The sequence below is a fragment of the Paraburkholderia piptadeniae genome (assembly GCF_900007165.1).
GTDB lineage: Bacteria > Pseudomonadota > Gammaproteobacteria > Burkholderiales > Burkholderiaceae > Paraburkholderia > Paraburkholderia piptadeniae.
In genome coordinates this window covers 25773-42809 of sequence record NZ_CYGY02000059.1, presented here as the reverse complement: position 1 = coordinate 42809, position 17037 = coordinate 25773, and the positions used below count along the sequence as shown (strand labels likewise).

At 60.3% G+C, this 17037-nt stretch carries 16 protein-coding genes; 9 read left to right on the top strand and 7 right to left on the bottom strand.

What is annotated here, in order from left to right:
* The 7 genes from BN2476_RS28940 to BN2476_RS28910 form a co-directional block, all read right to left on the bottom strand.
* On the bottom strand, positions 1 to 642 hold the full coding sequence (locus BN2476_RS28940; RefSeq protein WP_087737705.1) for a LysE family translocator: 642 nt from the start codon (positions 640 to 642) through the stop codon (positions 1 to 3).
* A gap of 174 nt (positions 643 to 816) precedes the next feature.
* Complete coding sequence (locus BN2476_RS28935; RefSeq protein WP_087737651.1) at positions 817 to 2169, bottom strand: epoxide hydrolase; 1353 nt, start codon at positions 2167 to 2169, stop codon at positions 817 to 819.
* A gap of 21 nt (positions 2170 to 2190) precedes the next feature.
* Positions 2191 to 3123 carry an SDR family NAD(P)-dependent oxidoreductase gene (locus tag BN2476_RS28930; RefSeq protein ID WP_087737650.1) on the bottom strand — a complete coding sequence of 311 codons (933 nt, stop codon included), beginning with the start codon at positions 3121 to 3123 and terminating at the stop codon, positions 2191 to 2193.
* Positions 3124 to 3229: 106 nt separating this feature from the next.
* Entirely contained in the window at positions 3230 to 4267 is a 1038-nt protein-coding gene (locus tag BN2476_RS28925; protein ID WP_235851010.1) for an alpha/beta fold hydrolase, read from the bottom strand.
* A gap of 53 nt (positions 4268 to 4320) precedes the next feature.
* Entirely contained in the window at positions 4321 to 5313 is a 993-nt protein-coding gene (locus BN2476_RS28920; RefSeq protein WP_087737649.1) for a carbon-nitrogen hydrolase family protein, read from the bottom strand.
* Positions 5314 to 5388: 75 nt separating this feature from the next.
* Positions 5389 to 5871, bottom strand: coding sequence for a MarR family winged helix-turn-helix transcriptional regulator (locus BN2476_RS28915; RefSeq protein ID WP_087737648.1), 483 nt, complete (start codon positions 5869 to 5871; stop codon positions 5389 to 5391).
* A 213-nt stretch (positions 5872 to 6084) separates the two neighbouring features.
* A complete protein-coding gene (locus BN2476_RS28910; RefSeq protein WP_087737647.1) occupies positions 6085 to 7125 on the bottom strand; it encodes a GlxA family transcriptional regulator in 1041 nt (346 codons plus the stop codon).
* Between the two features lie 105 nt (positions 7126 to 7230).
* Here BN2476_RS28910 and BN2476_RS28905 point away from each other — a divergent pair, with 105 nt between their 5' ends.
* The 9 genes from BN2476_RS28905 (at position 7231) to BN2476_RS28865 (ending at position 17021) form a co-directional block, all read left to right on the top strand.
* Positions 7231 to 7767, top strand: a complete 537-nt coding sequence (locus BN2476_RS28905; RefSeq protein ID WP_087737646.1) for a tautomerase family protein — start codon at positions 7231 to 7233, stop codon at positions 7765 to 7767.
* A gap of 13 nt (positions 7768 to 7780) precedes the next feature.
* A complete protein-coding gene (locus tag BN2476_RS28900; protein ID WP_087737645.1) occupies positions 7781 to 8200 on the top strand; it encodes a hypothetical protein in 420 nt (139 codons plus the stop codon).
* Between the two features lie 59 nt (positions 8201 to 8259).
* Positions 8260 to 8598, top strand: coding sequence for a hypothetical protein (locus BN2476_RS28895; RefSeq protein WP_087737703.1), 339 nt, complete (start codon positions 8260 to 8262; stop codon positions 8596 to 8598).
* 359 nt (positions 8599 to 8957) lie between these two features.
* Positions 8958 to 9932: an alpha/beta fold hydrolase gene (locus BN2476_RS28885; RefSeq protein WP_087737643.1), complete on the top strand. Its 975-nt coding sequence runs from the start codon at positions 8958 to 8960 to the stop codon at positions 9930 to 9932.
* A 78-nt stretch (positions 9933 to 10010) separates the two neighbouring features.
* Positions 10011 to 10472, top strand: a complete 462-nt coding sequence (locus BN2476_RS28880; RefSeq protein WP_087737642.1) for a MarR family winged helix-turn-helix transcriptional regulator — start codon at positions 10011 to 10013, stop codon at positions 10470 to 10472.
* Between the two features lie 73 nt (positions 10473 to 10545).
* Entirely contained in the window at positions 10546 to 10698 is a 153-nt protein-coding gene (locus BN2476_RS46630; RefSeq protein ID WP_160111770.1) for a hypothetical protein, read from the top strand.
* 486 nt (positions 10699 to 11184) lie between these two features.
* The gene (locus tag BN2476_RS28875; RefSeq protein WP_087737641.1) at positions 11185 to 12318 is read left to right on the top strand and encodes an efflux RND transporter periplasmic adaptor subunit; all 1134 of its coding nucleotides are present in this window, start codon (positions 11185 to 11187) and stop codon (positions 12316 to 12318) included.
* Between the two features lie 10 nt (positions 12319 to 12328).
* Complete coding sequence (locus BN2476_RS28870; RefSeq protein ID WP_087737640.1) at positions 12329 to 15538, top strand: efflux RND transporter permease subunit; 3210 nt, start codon at positions 12329 to 12331, stop codon at positions 15536 to 15538.
* Between the two features lie 10 nt (positions 15539 to 15548).
* Positions 15549 to 17021, top strand: coding sequence for an efflux transporter outer membrane subunit (locus BN2476_RS28865; RefSeq protein WP_087737639.1), 1473 nt, complete (start codon positions 15549 to 15551; stop codon positions 17019 to 17021).
* The last annotated feature ends 16 nt before the right edge of the window (positions 17022 to 17037 follow it).

The following is a 17037-nucleotide window of genomic DNA, read 5'->3' as shown; positions in this document are numbered from 1 at the left end:
CTACAGACGCGACGCCAGGAGTCGGATGCCGGCAATCCCGAATACCACGGCCAGGCATCCTTCCAGGGCGCGGCGGGTCCGCACGTACATTCTGCGAGCCGAATCTGTCGAAAACAGTACCGCATAACTGCCGAACACCAGACATCCGATGGCCGCACAGCCCATAACCAGAGCACTATGGGTAGGCTGGGTAGGCCCTGTGCCGTTCGACGATAGAGCAACAATCGAAACCCACACGAGGATGGCTTTGGGATTGGTGAGATGGAGCATCACTCCGCGGGAGTAGACGCTCGTCAAGGTCGGTGTTCGTTCCACCGCCACTACGGACGCAGCTGCAGTCGCGAGCGCATTGCGTCCGGATTTGAAGGCTAGCCACAAGAGATACAGACCGCCAAAAATCTTCACTGCAATGATGAATTGAGAATAGGCGATCAGGGCCGCAGACACGCCTAGCGTTGCCACCGTCGCCCAAAACATCGATCCTGAGATGACACCGAGTGCGAACGTCAGCGCCGCCTTCCTGCCGTGACTGGCCGCTATGGAGATGATTGCAAGGTTGCTCGGCCCGGGACTCGCGGTGCCAACGAAATACGCTGCGTAGGCAAGCAGCAGGTTTGTCGAGAAGGAGGCGTTTGCCGTCATATTAGGGAACCAGCAAATGGAAGTCCGCCTGATCATCGGGCTTTGGTGAAACGGGCGGAAGTGGCAATGTCGCCATCTTTCGAGGAACATCAGACATACGCGCCAGGGTTCGTCGAAAATGACCGAACCAAACGACGAGCGCTCCGACGCGTGCGCATCGGAGCGCTTCGCACATTACGCACGCAAGGGCCTCAACCCCGTGCGCACTTCATTCGCGAAGATCATCGGTTCTTCCCATGCCGCAAAGTGGCCCCCCGTTTCGGGCTTGTTGAAGTAAATCAGGTTGTGATACGCCTTTTCGGTCCAGCTCTTCGGCGCCTGGTAATTTTCTCCCGGAAACGCGCTCACAGCGGCAGGCACGGTGACGTCGGCCGCGAGGAAGAAGTTCGCGTGCGATTCCCAATAGAAGCGCGCCGCCGAAATGCCCGTGTTGGTCAGCCAGTAAAGCGTGATGTCGTCGAGTATGTCGTCTCGCGTCAGCGCGCCTGCTGAATGACCATTGACGGGATGACCGAGCACGGCCGCGCTCAGCGCCGCAGCGGGCTGGCCGTAGCCGTCGCCATGATCGAGCAGCCAGGACGCCAACGCGACGGGCGAGTCGGCGAGTCCGTAGAGCGTCTGCGGGCGAGTGGCCATTTCGAAAGCGTAGCCGCGCTTCTTCTTGAAGTTGGCGCTCAATTGCTCGTACGCGTGCTTCTCCTCGTCCGATAAGCCGGCAGGCATCGGATCGCCCGCCGCCAGCGACTTCAGTATCTCGGCCGGAACTGAGGCAGGGAAATTCACGTGAATGCCGATCAGCTCGGGCGGCGCCTGTTTGGCCATGATGTTCGTGACAATGCCGCCGAGATCGCCCCCCTGCGAAGCAAAGCGTTCGTAGCCGAGCCGTTTCATCAACGTGACCCACGCGCGGGCGGTACGCTCCGGTCCCCAGCCCGTCGTCGTAGGTCGCGCCGAAAAGCCGTAGCCTGGCAATGATGGAATCACAAGGTGAAATGCGTCCGAAGCCGGTGCGCCGTATGCGGTCGGATTGACGAGCGGGTCGATGATCTTGAACTGTTCGATGACCGAGCCGGGCCAGCCGTGCGTCACGATCAACGGCATCGCGTTGTCGTGCTTCGAGCGCACATGGATGAAATGGATATCGAGTCCATCGATCTCGGTGATTAACTGCGGATACGAATTCAGCCGCGCTTCGCATTTGCGCCAGTCGTAGCCGCTCGCCCAATATTGCGCGAGCCCCTGAATGGCGGCGAGCTGAATGCCCTGCGATTCGTCGGACACCGTCTCGCGATCGGGCCAGCGCGTGGCCTTGATGCGGCGCCGCATATCGGCGAGCTGCGAGTCGGAAACGTGAACGCGGAACGGGCGAAGCGCGGACTTGTCGCCGTTTGCGGGTTCCGTGATCTTGCCGATTGCCGGGCTCGTGTCCGCGAAGGCGAGCCGGCTCAGCGAGCCTGCCGCGAGCGCCGCGGCGGCCATACCGACGAAGTGCCGGCGCGATGAGGATTGGGGCGTGTCTTTTGACATGGGATCGGTCTCCTGCCTTGATCAGCGCGTTGCGTTGCGGGTGAAGTCGGCGACGTGCAACTTCACGAAGTCATACATGCTCATGGGCTTACGGCCTGTGAGTTCGAAGAGGTCGTTCGTCATGCGGTCGTATCGGCCTTGAGCGTGCAGGTCGGCCATCACGGCCAGATGAGCGACGACGTGAGCAGGAATGCCGAGCTCGCGCAATTTCTCGGACCACGACGCGACCGGCACATTGCGGTAACGGATGGGCCGGCCGAGCGCATCCGAAAAGACGCGCGCAGCCTGCTCGAGATCCGTTGATTCGAGGCCCGTCAGGTTATAGATCTTGCCGATATGCGACGCCGGGTCTTCGAGAATCACCGATACGGCATTCGCGACGTCAACGGCTGAAATGGGCGAAGTCTTGCGATTGCCGAGCGGCAACGCGAGTTCGTCGTTGTCGCGCACGCCGGCTGCGCCAAGCGTCAGGAAAAAGCTCTCGAGAAACGCCGTCGGCCGTACCGTGACGACGGGCAGCCCCGACCATTGCAAAACCTGCTCGGCGAGCCAGTGCAGTTTATGTTGGGGACTATCGGTCGTCTGCGTGATGCTCATCTCCGTGACTGTCATCTGCGACATGTTCACGATCGCTTCGATGCCGTGATGACGCGCTACGGCAGCAAAATTGACGGTTGCTTCGAGATAGGCCGCAGAGACGGACATGCCGAAATAGACGCGCGAACAGCCTTCTATCGCGCGGTGCATCGAGGCGAGATCGGTCAGATCGCCGACCACGACTTCAGCGCCAAGGCGGCGCAACTCGTCCGCGCGTTCGTCTTCCTTGCGGACCAGCGCCCGCACTTTATAGCCCTTCGCGAGCAATGACGTTGTCACGTTGCGGCCAATGCCACCAATCGCGCCTCCGGCACCCGTCACGAGAATGGGCCGATCATGGACAGGTTTCGTTGTCATATCGCATCCTTTCAAGGAGAAACTTCATTTTATTTATGTATGCATATACACACGTAGGTATGAAAATGTGCGCGTACATACGCTGATCAACACGAAGATCGGGTCGTCATTCGCGGGCGTTTTGCAGAAAGCCGAGCATTGTCTTCGTGATCAGTTCGGGCTGCTCCTCCTGGATAAAGTGCCCGCTGTTCTCTATGTCGACGGCGCTCATATTGACCGCCTTTTGTCCGACGACCATTTTCATCCACTTGTATGCGGGACCGCCCATCACGAGAACGGGCATTTGCAGCTGGCCATAATCCTTGTTGTCGCTGACGTCCTGAGGGAAGGCCTGATACCACGCGTTGCCTGCGCGGATCGCGGCGGCGCTGTCATAGGCATGCTCATACACGGCGCGGTCGCGTGCGTCGACTGCTTTCTCATTCACAAGAAAGTAGTGGAAGAGCCAGTCCTGTTCAAGCCGGACGCGGCCTGCCAGCAGCTTCTCCGGCAAACCTCTGACCTGGTTGAACGCGAACCACCACAGGTTCGGGCGCGCCGAACCGAGCCTGTCACCGTATGCGCCTTGTGCGGGTAGAAGCGGAAACGTCTGCAGGTTATTGTCGGGATGCGGAAACTCCATCATCACCAGCTTGTCGGTGGCTTGCGGATAGTTTTCCGCATAGGCGAACGCCACCGCCGAGCCGATGTCGTGTCCCGCGATCGCAACCTTGTCGTATCCAAGCGATTGCGTCAGCTCATGGATATCGGCGGCCATCGTTTTCTTGTCATAGCCGTCAGCGGGTTTCGACGATGCACCCATGCCGCGCAAATCCACGGCGATCACGGTGTAATGCCCGGCAAGCGCCGGCATGATCTTGTGGAAGGTCCACCATGTTTCAGGCCATCCCGGCAGCAACACGAGCGGCTCGCCCTTGCCGCCCGCCACATAATGCAGCCGCACGCCGTTTACGGTTGCATAGCCATTTCTGAATCCGGGCAGCGACTTCACCAGCGTACCGTCTGATACGTCGGTCTTTGCGCTCACAGGCTTGCGCGCATGCGTTGCGACGGGCGTATCCGTTGCAGTCGGCTGCGTGTAGCCGGGAGAAGCAGCCGCCATGAGCGCCGCGACGACGATGCTCGCGGAGCCGGTCCTGATCATTGCTTTCAAAACAAGTTCTCCTTCGATACAGGGGCAGTTCGAGATTCGCGGGATCACGCAGCCTGCGTGCGCGGATCGTCGGACGCCTGGTCGTTGACGATCATCGGCTGCGCAGCGCGTTCGTGAACATGCGCGGTCGGCGTACGGTCGATCATCAGACTCAGCAGTTCAGGGCGGTTGTAGTGACCGGCTGAATCCATCAGCATCTTGCGGCGATCGATTTGCCTGAAGTCGAGATCGACGATGACTTCGCCTTCACCCGAGCGAAGCGGCTCGGCCATCAGCATGCCGTCAGGAGAGACGATCGTGGTGAAGCAGCCGCCCGAGATCGGGCCGATTCCACAGCCGGTGTCCTTCATGATCTGCGCCTGCTGGTCGGCGTCGAGCCACGCCGTCGCGTTGACGACGAAAGCGCCGGACTCGAGCGCATGCTGGCGGATGTTGATTTCCATCCGCTGCGCGAAGCTCTCGCCAAAGGCCGAACCCGGATACATCGCCGAATGGATCTGTTCGCCGTCGGCGATCATCGCGTAGCGGGCGAGCGGGTTGTTGTGCTCGAAGCATGCGAGTTGGCCGATTCGGCCGACTGCGCTATCGGCGGCGCGCAGGCCCGAGCCGTCTCCCTGGCCCCAGATCATCCGTTCGAAATGCGTTGGCGTGATCTTGCGGCGGCGCTGGATCAGCGCACCGTCGGCATCGAAAAGCAATTGTGTGTTGTACAGCGTGCCGCCATCGCGCTCATTGATACCAATGGACACAACCATGCCGGCCTTTCGCGCGGCTTCTCCGATCGCGTCGGTCGCGGCGGACGGCACGGTCACGGCCTGCTCGAGCAGGCGCAGATGTTCGGTGCCCGACAGAAGCTCGATGCCCGTCTGGACAGCCGCAAAGTAAGGGTAATAAGGCACGACCGTTTCGGGGAAGGTGGCGAACTGCACGCCCTTCTGGCCCAGTTCGTGGATCTTTTGCACGACCTTGGCAACGGTTGCTTCACGACTGTAGAGCACCGGGCTGAACTGGACGGCGGCGGCTTTGACGACTTTCATGACAAACTCCTTGATGAGGGGGTAGGGGTACCAGGCGTTGATCGATCTTGCATATGCAACATCGATCGATAAATTTCAGACCATGCGCAGCGGCAAATCGCGTGCGATATTCATGAGCTCATGGGCACCGTTTTCTCCCAGAAGTTGCGTCGCGTGACTCTGTGCAGCCGACCACGCGCTCGCGGCGCTTTTGAGCAGCACCTCGCCTTCATGCGTGAGCGAGAGAGGACGGCTGCGACCATCGCTAGCAGGGACGCCTTCGGCAACCCAGCCCTGCGCGATCAGCGGCTGCAGATTCCTTGTCAGCGTCGATCGCTCGTGATGATTCCTCCGGCCGAGATCTGAGCGGCTGATGGGCCCGAACTCCGCGATGAGCACAAGCAATGAGAACTGCGGCGCCACGATGCCGAACGGCCGCAACGCATCGTCATAGACGGAGGTCAGGACACGGGAGATCTGCCGGGCGCGCGTCACCAGACAATTACGCGCGATCTGGCTGCTCAGCGATTGATCCGCAAGTCGGTCCAGTTCAACGGTTCCGTTCGGCTCGTGTTGCATATGCACTACCTCGGTAAGCCCAGTTTTTGCGGCGCGGCCTTCTGCTCGCGATGGGCGTATTTGAGCGGATCAACGTATCCCACTCGTGTCCGAAAGTTGGTAGTGTGTAAGCGCGCGTATCCCTATCTGTTTGCAGATACGTTGGGATACAAAGGGAAGGTGCGAGGTGAGAGGGAGGGAAATGACGAAGGCGGTGGCGTGAGCCGCGAGGCCTCAGTCGTTGTTGCTCCGTGGCTCGACTTCTACGCTCTCCGCCGCCGCGACACGCGAAAATCGCATTTGATATTCACTCGGGGACAATCCGGTCTTGCGCTTGAACAACTGCCGGAATGTGCTGATATCGCCATAACCGACACGTTGACTCACTGCCTCGAGCCCAATTGGTCGCGTTTCCAGTAAGCGTTTCGCGACCTCGATGCGCAGATTCTGCAGATACGTCAACGGTGCGAGCCCGACGGCTTCCTTGAAACGGCGATTGAGCGTGCGTTCGCTGACAGCAAGCGATGCCGCCAGATCGCTCAACCGGAATCCCTGCTGCAACGTTGCCTCCATTTGCTGCTGGGCGCGCGCGACGAGCGTGTCGGTATGCCCGTGTTCGTCGAGAAGCGTTGTAAAGGAAGCCTGCGAAATCCGGTTCATGTCGATCAACAACGCCTTCGCGGTCATCGCGGCGAGTTCTTCGCCGGCGAATGTTTCGACGAGCCGCACCGCAAGATTCAGATACGACGTCACGGAACCGCCCGAGATGATGCCGTCTTGCTCGATCAGCAGTTCCTGTGCGCGAACTTCGACACGCGGATAGCGGCGCGCGAAGTCCGCGGCTCTCGCCCAGTGCGTCGTTGCGGCGCGGCCATCCAGCAGGCCGGCCTCGGCGAGCAGGTAATTGGCCGTGCAATAAGCCGCCAGCACGGCGCCTGCCTTGCGTTGGCGCCTCAGCGCGGAAGATAGTTCGTTCAACTGCTCGCGGCGCCCGATGAACTCGTCGATGTTCGAGAAGAACGGTGCCGTCAGCAGAACGGCGTCGGCCCGTTTGCGCGGGTCGATCTTGCCGTCGACGTGAATGGTCTGGCCTGACGCAGCGGTGACGGGCCGCCCGTCGAGCGATTCCACCCGCCACTCGAACACGGGCGCGGAGGTCGAGCCTGACGCAGCCTTGCGCGCATGGAACTGATTGGCCGCGCTGAAGACGTCAACAGGTCCCGCGACGCCGGACGCGAGGATTCCGTCATAGACCCAGATGCGGACGATGGTCATTGCGTGTCTGAAATTCCACGAATAATGGCGATGCTGCCACTTCCGGGCGCACGAGTAAACCCCGATCATGGCCGCATCCGATGAACCGAAAGCAGGAGCAGCACCATGCCAATGATCGATGCACTGTGGCCCGAAAACGCCTTGGCGCCCGAGGCCGAAGCGCGCCTCGTCAAGGAACTGACCGATATCCTCATCGAGGCGGAAGGCTACGATCCCGCCAGTCCGATCGCACAGCGTGTCACCGTATTTCATCTTCATCGACCCGCAGCGATCTATATCGGCGGTGAACGCACGAACACGATACGTTATCGGATCATTCCGTCTGTACCCGAAGGGCAATACACCGACGAATCGCGTCGCTCGCTCGTCAGAAGCGTCACGGAAGCGGTGGCGCGCGCGGAAAACCGGCCGTTCGATGACGTCGCGCCGCGCGTCTGGGTCTTCCCGACCGAGATACCGGATGGCAGCTGGGGGACGCGCGGCGCGATCTGGATGCTGCCCGATATTCATGCGCTGCTGGCGGGCGAGTCCGAGCGCGGCGCGGGTATTGAACGGCTCGCGCGACGCCGCCGCGAGAAGGCGCGCATCACGCTCGAAGCAGCGCTCGATGCCGCTAGCGCGGGCATCACGAACAAACAGTAACGGAGCACCCAGCATGAAATTCAACGACACAGCCCCCGTAATGGCACCCGCTGGCGGTCCGCCACTCTGGCTGGCCAACCTCGCTGAAAACGCGACGCTCGAGGCCACCGTCCTCAAGCGTCCGATCGAGGGACGAGCCGATATTCTCTCTGTGATCAAACACGCAGTCTCGCTCTATGAGTTCCAGCATCACAGCTACAAGGGCGAGATCGGCAACGGTTTGTACATGGAATCCTATCGCTCGCAGATTCAGGGCGTGCCGATCGAGACGGTGGTCGTCGCGCATATGAATGAACGGGGCGAGACGGATTCCGTGATCATCAATCATCGCCCGCTCGGTGCAGCGCTGCTGTTTTCGAAACTGATGTGGGAGCGCGTCGATGAGCGCTTCCGCGATTGTTATCTGACAGGACCCGAATCCGCGGCGCTATGAAACGCCTTCTTCTTAATTTGACAATAGCGTCCGTGATGGTCGCTTCTGCTGGAGTCTCCATGGCACACACCACTCCGATGCCGACCACGCCAACCACGAAGATATTGGCGATTGGCACTTTTCCCCCGGGCACGGACATGCAACTTGTCCAACACGTTCTTACGATCGAAGTTCGCGAGACGGCGCAGCTCTACCTCGACGGCAAGATTGATCAGTGGTATTCACTGCAAGACCGGGCTGGGGTGGCGTTCATCCTGAACGTTACGGATGTGGCTCAAGCACATGAAATGCTCGAGGCACTTCCCTTGAGGAAAGCACATTTGATGACGTTCTCGCTCCTCCCAATAGGCCCACTGAAGCCGTTGAGTAAGCTTTTGAGTCTGCCTTCCCCTCAGTAGAAAGCGCTGGAGCGTACTGTGTTGCTGCGCCGCCGGGCTTCGTAACGCAATCAATCTAACTCCTTGTCGCCCGGCGCGACAGTCGGGAAGAGGGGCTGGACTCTGCATTTGGCGCCCCGTGGATTTTCGAAACAATGAAGTGCAATTTACTTAACGCATTTTCTCTTGAGCGAATGGTGTATATACACTACATTGCCCGTAAAGTGTGCGCTATGAGGGTTCATATGACGAGACGAAAAGAACCGCTTACCGGCGTGGCAGGTCCGACCCACAAGATTCTGATCGCCGAAAAGGTCAACGTAGCTGTGGCGGACACCAAGAGCGGCAAGTCACACGAGCACTAAACGAGTACCACGATCATGTTCAAACTTTTAACGAAGGCGACAGTCTTCTCGGCGGTAGCCATGAGTCTTTCCGCATGCTCCAATCTGCCGGCGTCATCCTCGTCGGCGGCGAAGATTGAAGTCGGCGAGGTACAGGTCAATCCTGACATCAAGCTGCGTCATATGGTCTATCGGCCCGCGCATCCTAAGGGCACGGTACTGTTCCTGCACGGCTTCCCGGAGACGATGTATGCGTGGAAACCGATTGCCGAATCCCTGTCCAGCGACTACGAGGTACATGCGTTTGACTGGCCGGGTTACGGACAGTCCTCACGTCCGGGCGCCGATCGCTTCTCGTATGCGCCGAAGGATTACGCCCATGTGCTGGAAGACTATATCCGCACGTCTGGCATCGACAGTTCGAAGCTGGTGATCTACGCCACCGATATCGGGGCGCTACCGGCGCTATTGGCAGCATTGGAGCAACCGAATATCGCCAGGGAGATCATCGTTGGCGACTTTGCCCCGTTCAACCGCCCACAGTACATGTACGAAAGCCTGCAGGGCCTGAAGTCCAAGCCTTCGTCTGACGCCGTGCATGCCGCGATGAACAAGAACCGTGACGAAATCCTGGCAAACACATTCTTCCGCGGCATGCCGGCGGAGGAGCGCTACGCGTTGCCCCAAGAGTTCAGGGACGATATCGCGAAAGGTTGGGGCGGTGATATCACATCGGCAGACGCCTTCTACCACTACTACTCCTACTTCACCCGGGACCAGGACTACTTCGAAGCCAATATGACAAAGCTGAAGGTCCCCGTGAAGGTGGTGTGGGGCGAGCAGGATATCTACATCAAGAAGGAAATGGGCGTTGAGTACGCGAACCGTAACGGTGTGAGGCTTACGATTCTTCCCAAACTCGGCCATTATCCGCATCTGCAAGCGCCTAAACAGACGGTGGACGAAGTTCAGGCCGCGTTTAGCGCGACCGGCAATCCTGACAGTGACTGAGCGAGTGCGTCGTCGATGCAGCCAGCGGCATACATTGACCTATGATGCATCCGCGGCATTTACACTTTAGTGCAGCGTATGACTACCAAATCACCGAACAAGCAGGGATTCGAGCCTGACCTGGTCGAAGAGGTAACCCGGCATTGTTTGCTCACGCGAACGCGATCCATTTCGCGTGTCGTTACTGGCATCTATGATCGGGCACTTCGTTCATATGACGTCAATTCTTCGCAATTTTCCATGCTGGTCCTCATCGCGAGAATGAACGGTGGCAGCCGCGCTGAATTGGGCCGTGCCGGTCATCTGGAGCGATCGACTTCAACGCGCAATCTTCAGCTGCTGCTGGACCAGGGATGGGTTGAGGAGTTTGCGCCTTCACATGGGCGAAGTCGTCCCATCGTACTGTCTGATGCAGGGCGTGAATTGCTGGTGACCGCCATGCCGGCCTGGCGTGCAGCTCAGCAGACGGCGAAAAGGATGTTGGGTAAAGAAGGTGCATCTGCCTTGTCGTCGATCGCGAACGAGCTGCCAGCGGATTAGCAGTTTGGTAAGCGGTACGCGCCGAGCGTGGCGCTGCTGTCGCCGTTCATCGCCGTCAGAGCAGCCCAAGCGGTTGCCGCTCACCGGTCTTGTGATCTTCGTTCTTGTCATTCGCGTCATTGCGTTGGCACCGGGCATCGGGCACGCGCTGGCGAGCCGGCTGCTGGCCTGCCTGGGCGCGGCCATTTCCAGCGCAACGGCGTCAGGGCACCCCGCGAAATTCTGAAACAGTGAAGTGCAATTTATGTACCGCAATTCCTCTTGCTCGGATGGTGTGGATACACTAAATTCGCCGGAACGTGTATATGCACAGTGTGCATCCATATGGCGCGGCGTATAAAGCCGCTCATTGAGTAAAGATTTTGCAATGACTAATACACTTCGTGTCAAGGCCGGTCTACGACGTCAAAACCGGTGTCGTGAAGACAGTCGTTCCTCCTGCACCTTTGCGCGGGTCACTCCCCGAATCCTCGCTATCGCTGCGTTCACCTCAAGGCTGATGACGACGCGATAGTGGGCGTAGTCCGCCTCGCCTTTGCGTTGTCGCCGGCCGCACTGCACGCGCTTCAGGTTCGCCTCTGCTGATTACGAACGGAGCCGATTGACTAACCATGCACGAATATATGCATATGCACAGTTGGTCTCGGAAACCGTAATACCTCGTTTGTTGGCTACCGGCGCTCGAATTTTTTGCTACTTGTATGGATTGGTTATGGATGTCATACGGATCAAGTTGGGAATGGTAGGCGCCGTGGCGGGAACGCTAGCTCTCGCCGCATGTGGGCAAAAGCCGCCCGTACATCCGCCGGGGCCGCCCGAGGTTGGCGTGATTACAGTCGCACCGCAGGCGGTCGCGACGACAACCGAACTACCGGGCCGCACGAATGCCTTTCTTGTTGCGCAGGTTCGGGCGCGCGTCGACGGCATCGTCCTGCACCGCGGATTTACAGAAGGCGACGACGTAAAGGAAGGACAACGCCTCTACAAGATCGACCCGGCGCCTTACATCGCCGCGTTGAATAGCGCAAAGGCTTCGCTCGCGAAGGCGAGCGCAAACGCGATGGCCGCCGATGCCCTCGATCAGCGCGATAAACCGCTGGCGGCTGCAAACGCTATCAGCAAGCAGGAATACGACAACGCCATGGCTGCGGCTGGACAAGCGGAAGCCGACATTGCCGCAGCAAAGGCGGCGGTCGATACCGCGCAAATCAATGTCAACTACACGGACGTGATATCGCCGATCTCGGGCCGGGTAGGCATTTCGCAAGTCACGCCTGGCGCGTATGTGCAGACGAGCCAGGCGACGCTGATGGCCACGATCCAGCAGTTGGACCCGATGTACGTGGACGTGACGCAATCGAGCCTCGATGGCTTGAGATTGCGCCGTGAATTCGAGGAGGGGAAGCTTGACGCGGCCGGACCGAACGCGGCTGCCGTCTCGCTGGTCCTCGAAGATGGCCGCGTTTATCCATTGCAAGGCAAGCTGCAATTCTCAGACGTGACCGTCGATCAGACCACCGGATCGGTGACGATCCGCGCGCTTTTCCCGAACCCGAACCATGTTCTGCTGCCTGGCATGTTCGTGCGCGCGCGCATTCAGGAGGGCGTCAGGCAAGGCGCATACGTGGTGCCGCAAATTGGCATCGCGCATGATCAGAAGGGCGGTGCAACGGCGCTTGTCATCGGGCCGGACAACAAGGTGGTCTTGCGTCAGGTCGTGACATCGTCGACTTCCGGCGCGAACTGGATCGTTGAAGGCGGCTTGAACCCAGGCGACCGCGTGATCGTGCAGGGCACCGAGAAGGTTCGACCTGGCACGGTCGTGAAAGCGGTTGCCGCGCGATAACGGGGGAGTCATGGCCAACTTCTTTATTGATCGCCCAATTTTTGCATGGGTCATCGCCATCATCCTGATGCTGGCAGGCGCGGCATCAGTCTTCAAGCTGCCTGTAGCGCAGTATCCGACCATCGCGCCGCCGTCGATCCAGGTCACGACGACCTACCCGGGTGCGTCCGCAAAAACCGTGGAAGACACCGTCACCCAGGTGATAGAGCAGCAGATGAATGGTCTCGATCACCTGCTTTACATTTCGTCGCAATCGGACGACTTCGGCAACGCGACGATCACGCTGACCTTTGCCGCCGGCACGAACGCCGATACCGCGCAGGTGCAGGTTCAAAACAAGCTGTCACTGGCGACACCGCTTTTGCCGCAGGCCGTCCAGCAACTCGGGACGAAGGTCACCAAGTCGAGCAGCAGCTTTTTGCTGGTCCTCGCGTTCGTTTCCGAAGACGGGAGCATGAGCAAGTACGACCTCGCCAATTACGTGGCGTCGAAGGTGCAGGACCCCGTCAGCCGGATCAACGGCGTCGGCACGGTGGCACTCCTGGGCGGCACGCAGTTCGCGATGCGCGTGTGGCTGGACCCGCACAAGCTCGACGACTTCGGGCTGACCCCGGTCGACGTCGAGCAGGCCCTGCAGACGCAGAACGTGCAGGTGGCTTCCGGCCAGATCGGCGGCACGCCGTCTGTCCCCGGTCAGGCGCTGCAGGCCACCATCACGGAGGCGACGTTGCTGCGCACACCCGAGCAGTTCGGCAACGTCCTCCTGAAGGTCAATCAGGACGGCTCCCAGATCCGTATCAAGGATGTGGGACATGTCGAGCTCGGCGGCGAGAACTTCAACATCGATACGAAGTACAACGGTCAACCGGCCGCGGGCGTCGGCATCTACCTCGCGACGGGGGCAAATGCGCTCGTGACGGCGAAGGCCGTGCGCGACAAGATCGACCAATTGTCGAAGTACTTTCCGCATGGGCTGGTCGTCAAGTATCCGTATGACACGACGCCGTTCGTGAAGTTGTCCATCGAGGATGTGATCAAGACGTTGCTCGAAGGTATCGTGCTCGTGTTCCTCGTGATGTACCTGTTCCTGCAGAATCTTCGTGCGACGCTGATCCCGACGATTGCCGTGCCCGTCGTCCTGCTGGGTACGTTCGCGATCATGAGCGCGGTGGGCTTTTCGATCAATGTGCTGTCGATGTTCGGCCTCGTGCTCGCCATCGGTCTGCTGGTCGACGATGCGATCGTTGTCGTCGAAAACGTCGAGCGCGTGATGTCGGAGGAGGGCTTGTCGCCACGCGATGCAACCCGCAAGGCAATGGGCCAGATCACGGGTGCGCTGATCGGCGTCGCGCTGGTGCTGGCCGCCGTGTTCGTGCCTGTGGCGTTCTCGGGCGGCTCGGTCGGTGCGATCTATCGTCAGTTCTCGCTGACCATCGTGGCTGCGATGGTGCTGTCCGTGCTGGTCGCGCTGATTCTGACGCCGGCGCTGTGCGCGACGATCCTCAAGCCGATCCCGCAGGGCCATCACGAAGAAAAGAAGGGCTTCTTCGGCTGGTTCAACCGCACCTTCGACAGGAGCCGCGACAAGTATCACTCTGGCGTGCACCACGTGATCAGGCGCTCGGGCCGCTGGCTCATCATCTATCTCGCCGTGATCGCCGCAGTGGGGCTGCTGTTCGTGAAGCTGCCGAAGTCGTTCCTGCCGGACGAGGACCAGGGAACCCTGTTCGTGCTGGTCCGCACGCCTGCGGGCTCGACCCAGGAAACCACGGCGCACACGCTGAGCGATATTTCCGACTACCTGCTCAACGACGAGAAGTCCATCGTCGAATCGACGTTCGCCGTGAACGGCTTCAGCTTCGCAGGGCGCGCCCAGAACTCCGGTATCGTCTTCATCCGGCTTAGGGACTACGCCGTGCGGCAACGCTCCGATCAGAAGGCGCAAGCGTTGGTCGCCCGACTCTCTGCGCGGTTCGCGCCGTACAAGACTGCACTGATCATCCCGGTCAACCCGCCGTCGATACCTGAACTGGGGACGGCGTCCGGTTTCGATTTCGAACTCGAAGACCGTGCCGGTGTGGGGCACGATGTGCTGATGGCGGCGCGCAACCAGTTGCTGGAGATAGCTGCGAAGGATCCCGCGCTCGCACGCGTACGCCCGAACGGTCTGAACGACACGCCGCAGTTAAAGGTGGACATCGACCGCGAGAAAGCCCTCTCGCTCGGCGTCACGCCGGCTGCCATCGACCAGACTTTCTCGATCGCTTGGGCGTCGCAATACGTGAACAACTTCCTCGATACCGACAACCGGATCAAGAAGGTGTATGTGCAAGGTGATGCGCCGTTCCGGATGTCGCCGGATGACCTGAATGTCTGGTACGTGCGCAACGCTTCGGGGGGGATGGTGCCGTTCAGCGCGTTCGCGACCGGCCAGTGGACGTACGGGTCGCCCAAGCTCGAACGCTACAACGGTGTGTCGGCCGTCGAAATCCAGGGGGCGGCCGCGCCGGGCAAGAGTACAGGGCAGGCGTTGGGCGCGATGGAGAAGATCGCGGCGCAACTTCCGGTGGGCATCGGCTTCGAATGGACCGGTTTGTCGCTCCAGGAAATCGAGTCCGGCTCGCAGGCGCCCGTTTTGTACGGCATCTCGATCCTCGTCGTGTTTCTGTGCCTCGCGGCGCTCTATGAAAGCTGGTCAATTCCATTCTCGGTGATCATGGTCGTGCCGCTCGGCGTGATCGGCGCACTTCTGGCCGCCACGCTGCGCGGACTCGAAAACGACGCGTTCTTTCAGGTGGGTTTGTTGACAACAGTGGGCCTGTCAGCGAAGAACGCGATCCTGATCGTGGAGTTCGCGCGGGAGTTGCAGCAGACCCGGGGCATGGGACCCGTGGCGGCGGCGCTCGAGGCGTCCCGCTTGCGGCTGCGGCCGATCCTGATGACGTCGATGGCATTCATTCTCGGCGTGTTTCCGCTCGCCATCAGCAACGGCGCGGGATCGGCAAGCCAGCACGCAATCGGCACGGGCGTGATCGGCGGGATGCTGACGGCGACGTTCCTCGCCGTTTTCATGATCCCCATGTTCTTTGTCGTGGTCCGCTCGATGTTCTCCGGTGAGAAAGATGACTCGGTTCACGCGTTCCCGCACGACGAGCCGCACCAACCCGATGCTTCCGGCGAGCGCGTCGAGGTTGGTGTCCACGATGAAACGGCCGGTTGAGGATAGTGGAATGCGAGAACTTTCGTTGATGCCAATCGCGCTTGCGATCCTGATCACCGGCTGCACGATGGAGCCGCACTACCATCGCCCTGATGCGCCGGTGGCGGCGTCGTTCCCGAACGGTGGCGTTTATCAGACGCAGCCGCTAGCAGAGAGCGGCAAGCGCTCGGCGAACGGACAGGCGGCGCCGGACATCGGCTGGCGCGACTTCTTCGTCGATCCGCGCCTGCAGCAACTCATTGAGATTGCGCTGAAGAACAATCGCGATCTGCGCGTCTCGATGCTCAACATCGAGGCTGCACGTGCGCAGCATCAGATCACGCGCGCGGGACTGTTTCCATCGATCAGTGCGGCGGCCTCGCAGAACAAGCAGCGCACGCCGGCAGATTTATCGCCTACGTCGCGCACCGTCTCAGACGTGTATTCGGTCGGCTTGAACGCGTCCTGGGAGATCGACTTCTTTGGCCGGATCAGAAGCTTGAAGGACCAGGCGCTCGCGCAATATCTGGCCACATCGCAGGCTCGCAAGGCCGCCGAGCTCTCGCTGGTTTCGGAGGTGGCGGACCAGTATCTGACGATGATCGCCTACGATGAGCTGCTCCAGGTCACGCGCGACACACTCAAGACCGCGCAGGATTCGTACGGGCTCACGAAGCTGCGGTTCGACAGCGGCACCGGTTCTGAGCTCGATCTACGCCAGGCGCAGACGGTGGTCGACGAGGCGCAGGCAAACCTGCAGGCACAGGAACGTGCGCGCGCTCAAGCCGAGAACTCGCTCGTGTTCCTGATCGGCGAACCATTGCCTTCGGATCTGCCGCCGGGTGCGACGCTCGACGGGCAGGATTTGCTGGAGGACATTCCGGCGGGTCTGCCTTCCGATTTGTTGAGTCGTCGGCCGGACATCATGGAAGCTGAAGAGAATCTTCTGGCGGCGAATGCGAATATTGGAGCGGCGCGCGCAGCGTTCTTTCCGAAGGTTTCGCTGACGGGCAATTTCGGCACGCTCAGTCCGTCGCTGGGCGGGCTGTTCAAGCCGGGTTCCGCGGCGTGGGCCTTTGGACCACAGATATCCGTGCCGATTTTCCAGGGTGGCGAAAACCGCGCGAACCTCGATCTGGCCAACGCGCAGAAGAAGATCCAGGTCGCGCAATACGAAAGGGCGATCCAGACCGCGTTCCGCGAAGTGGCTGACGGGCTTGCGGCGCGCGGCACGTACGATCAGGAGATCGAGGCCCGGCAGCATGACACGCTAGCTGAACAGCGTCGGCTCGAACTGTCGGAGCTGCGGTACCGGCGCGGCGTCGACAGCTATCTGTCGGTGCTGACCGCGCAAAATGACTTGTACGCTTCGCGCCAGTCATTGATCACCGCGAGGATGCAGCGGCTGACGAGCCTTGTCGATCTGTATCGTGCACTCGGGGGCGGGTGGATCGAGCGCTCAGGTGAAGAACAGCGGTCTGCCGACGCTCCGGGCATCGGCTAAGGAGGTCAGCGGCGCC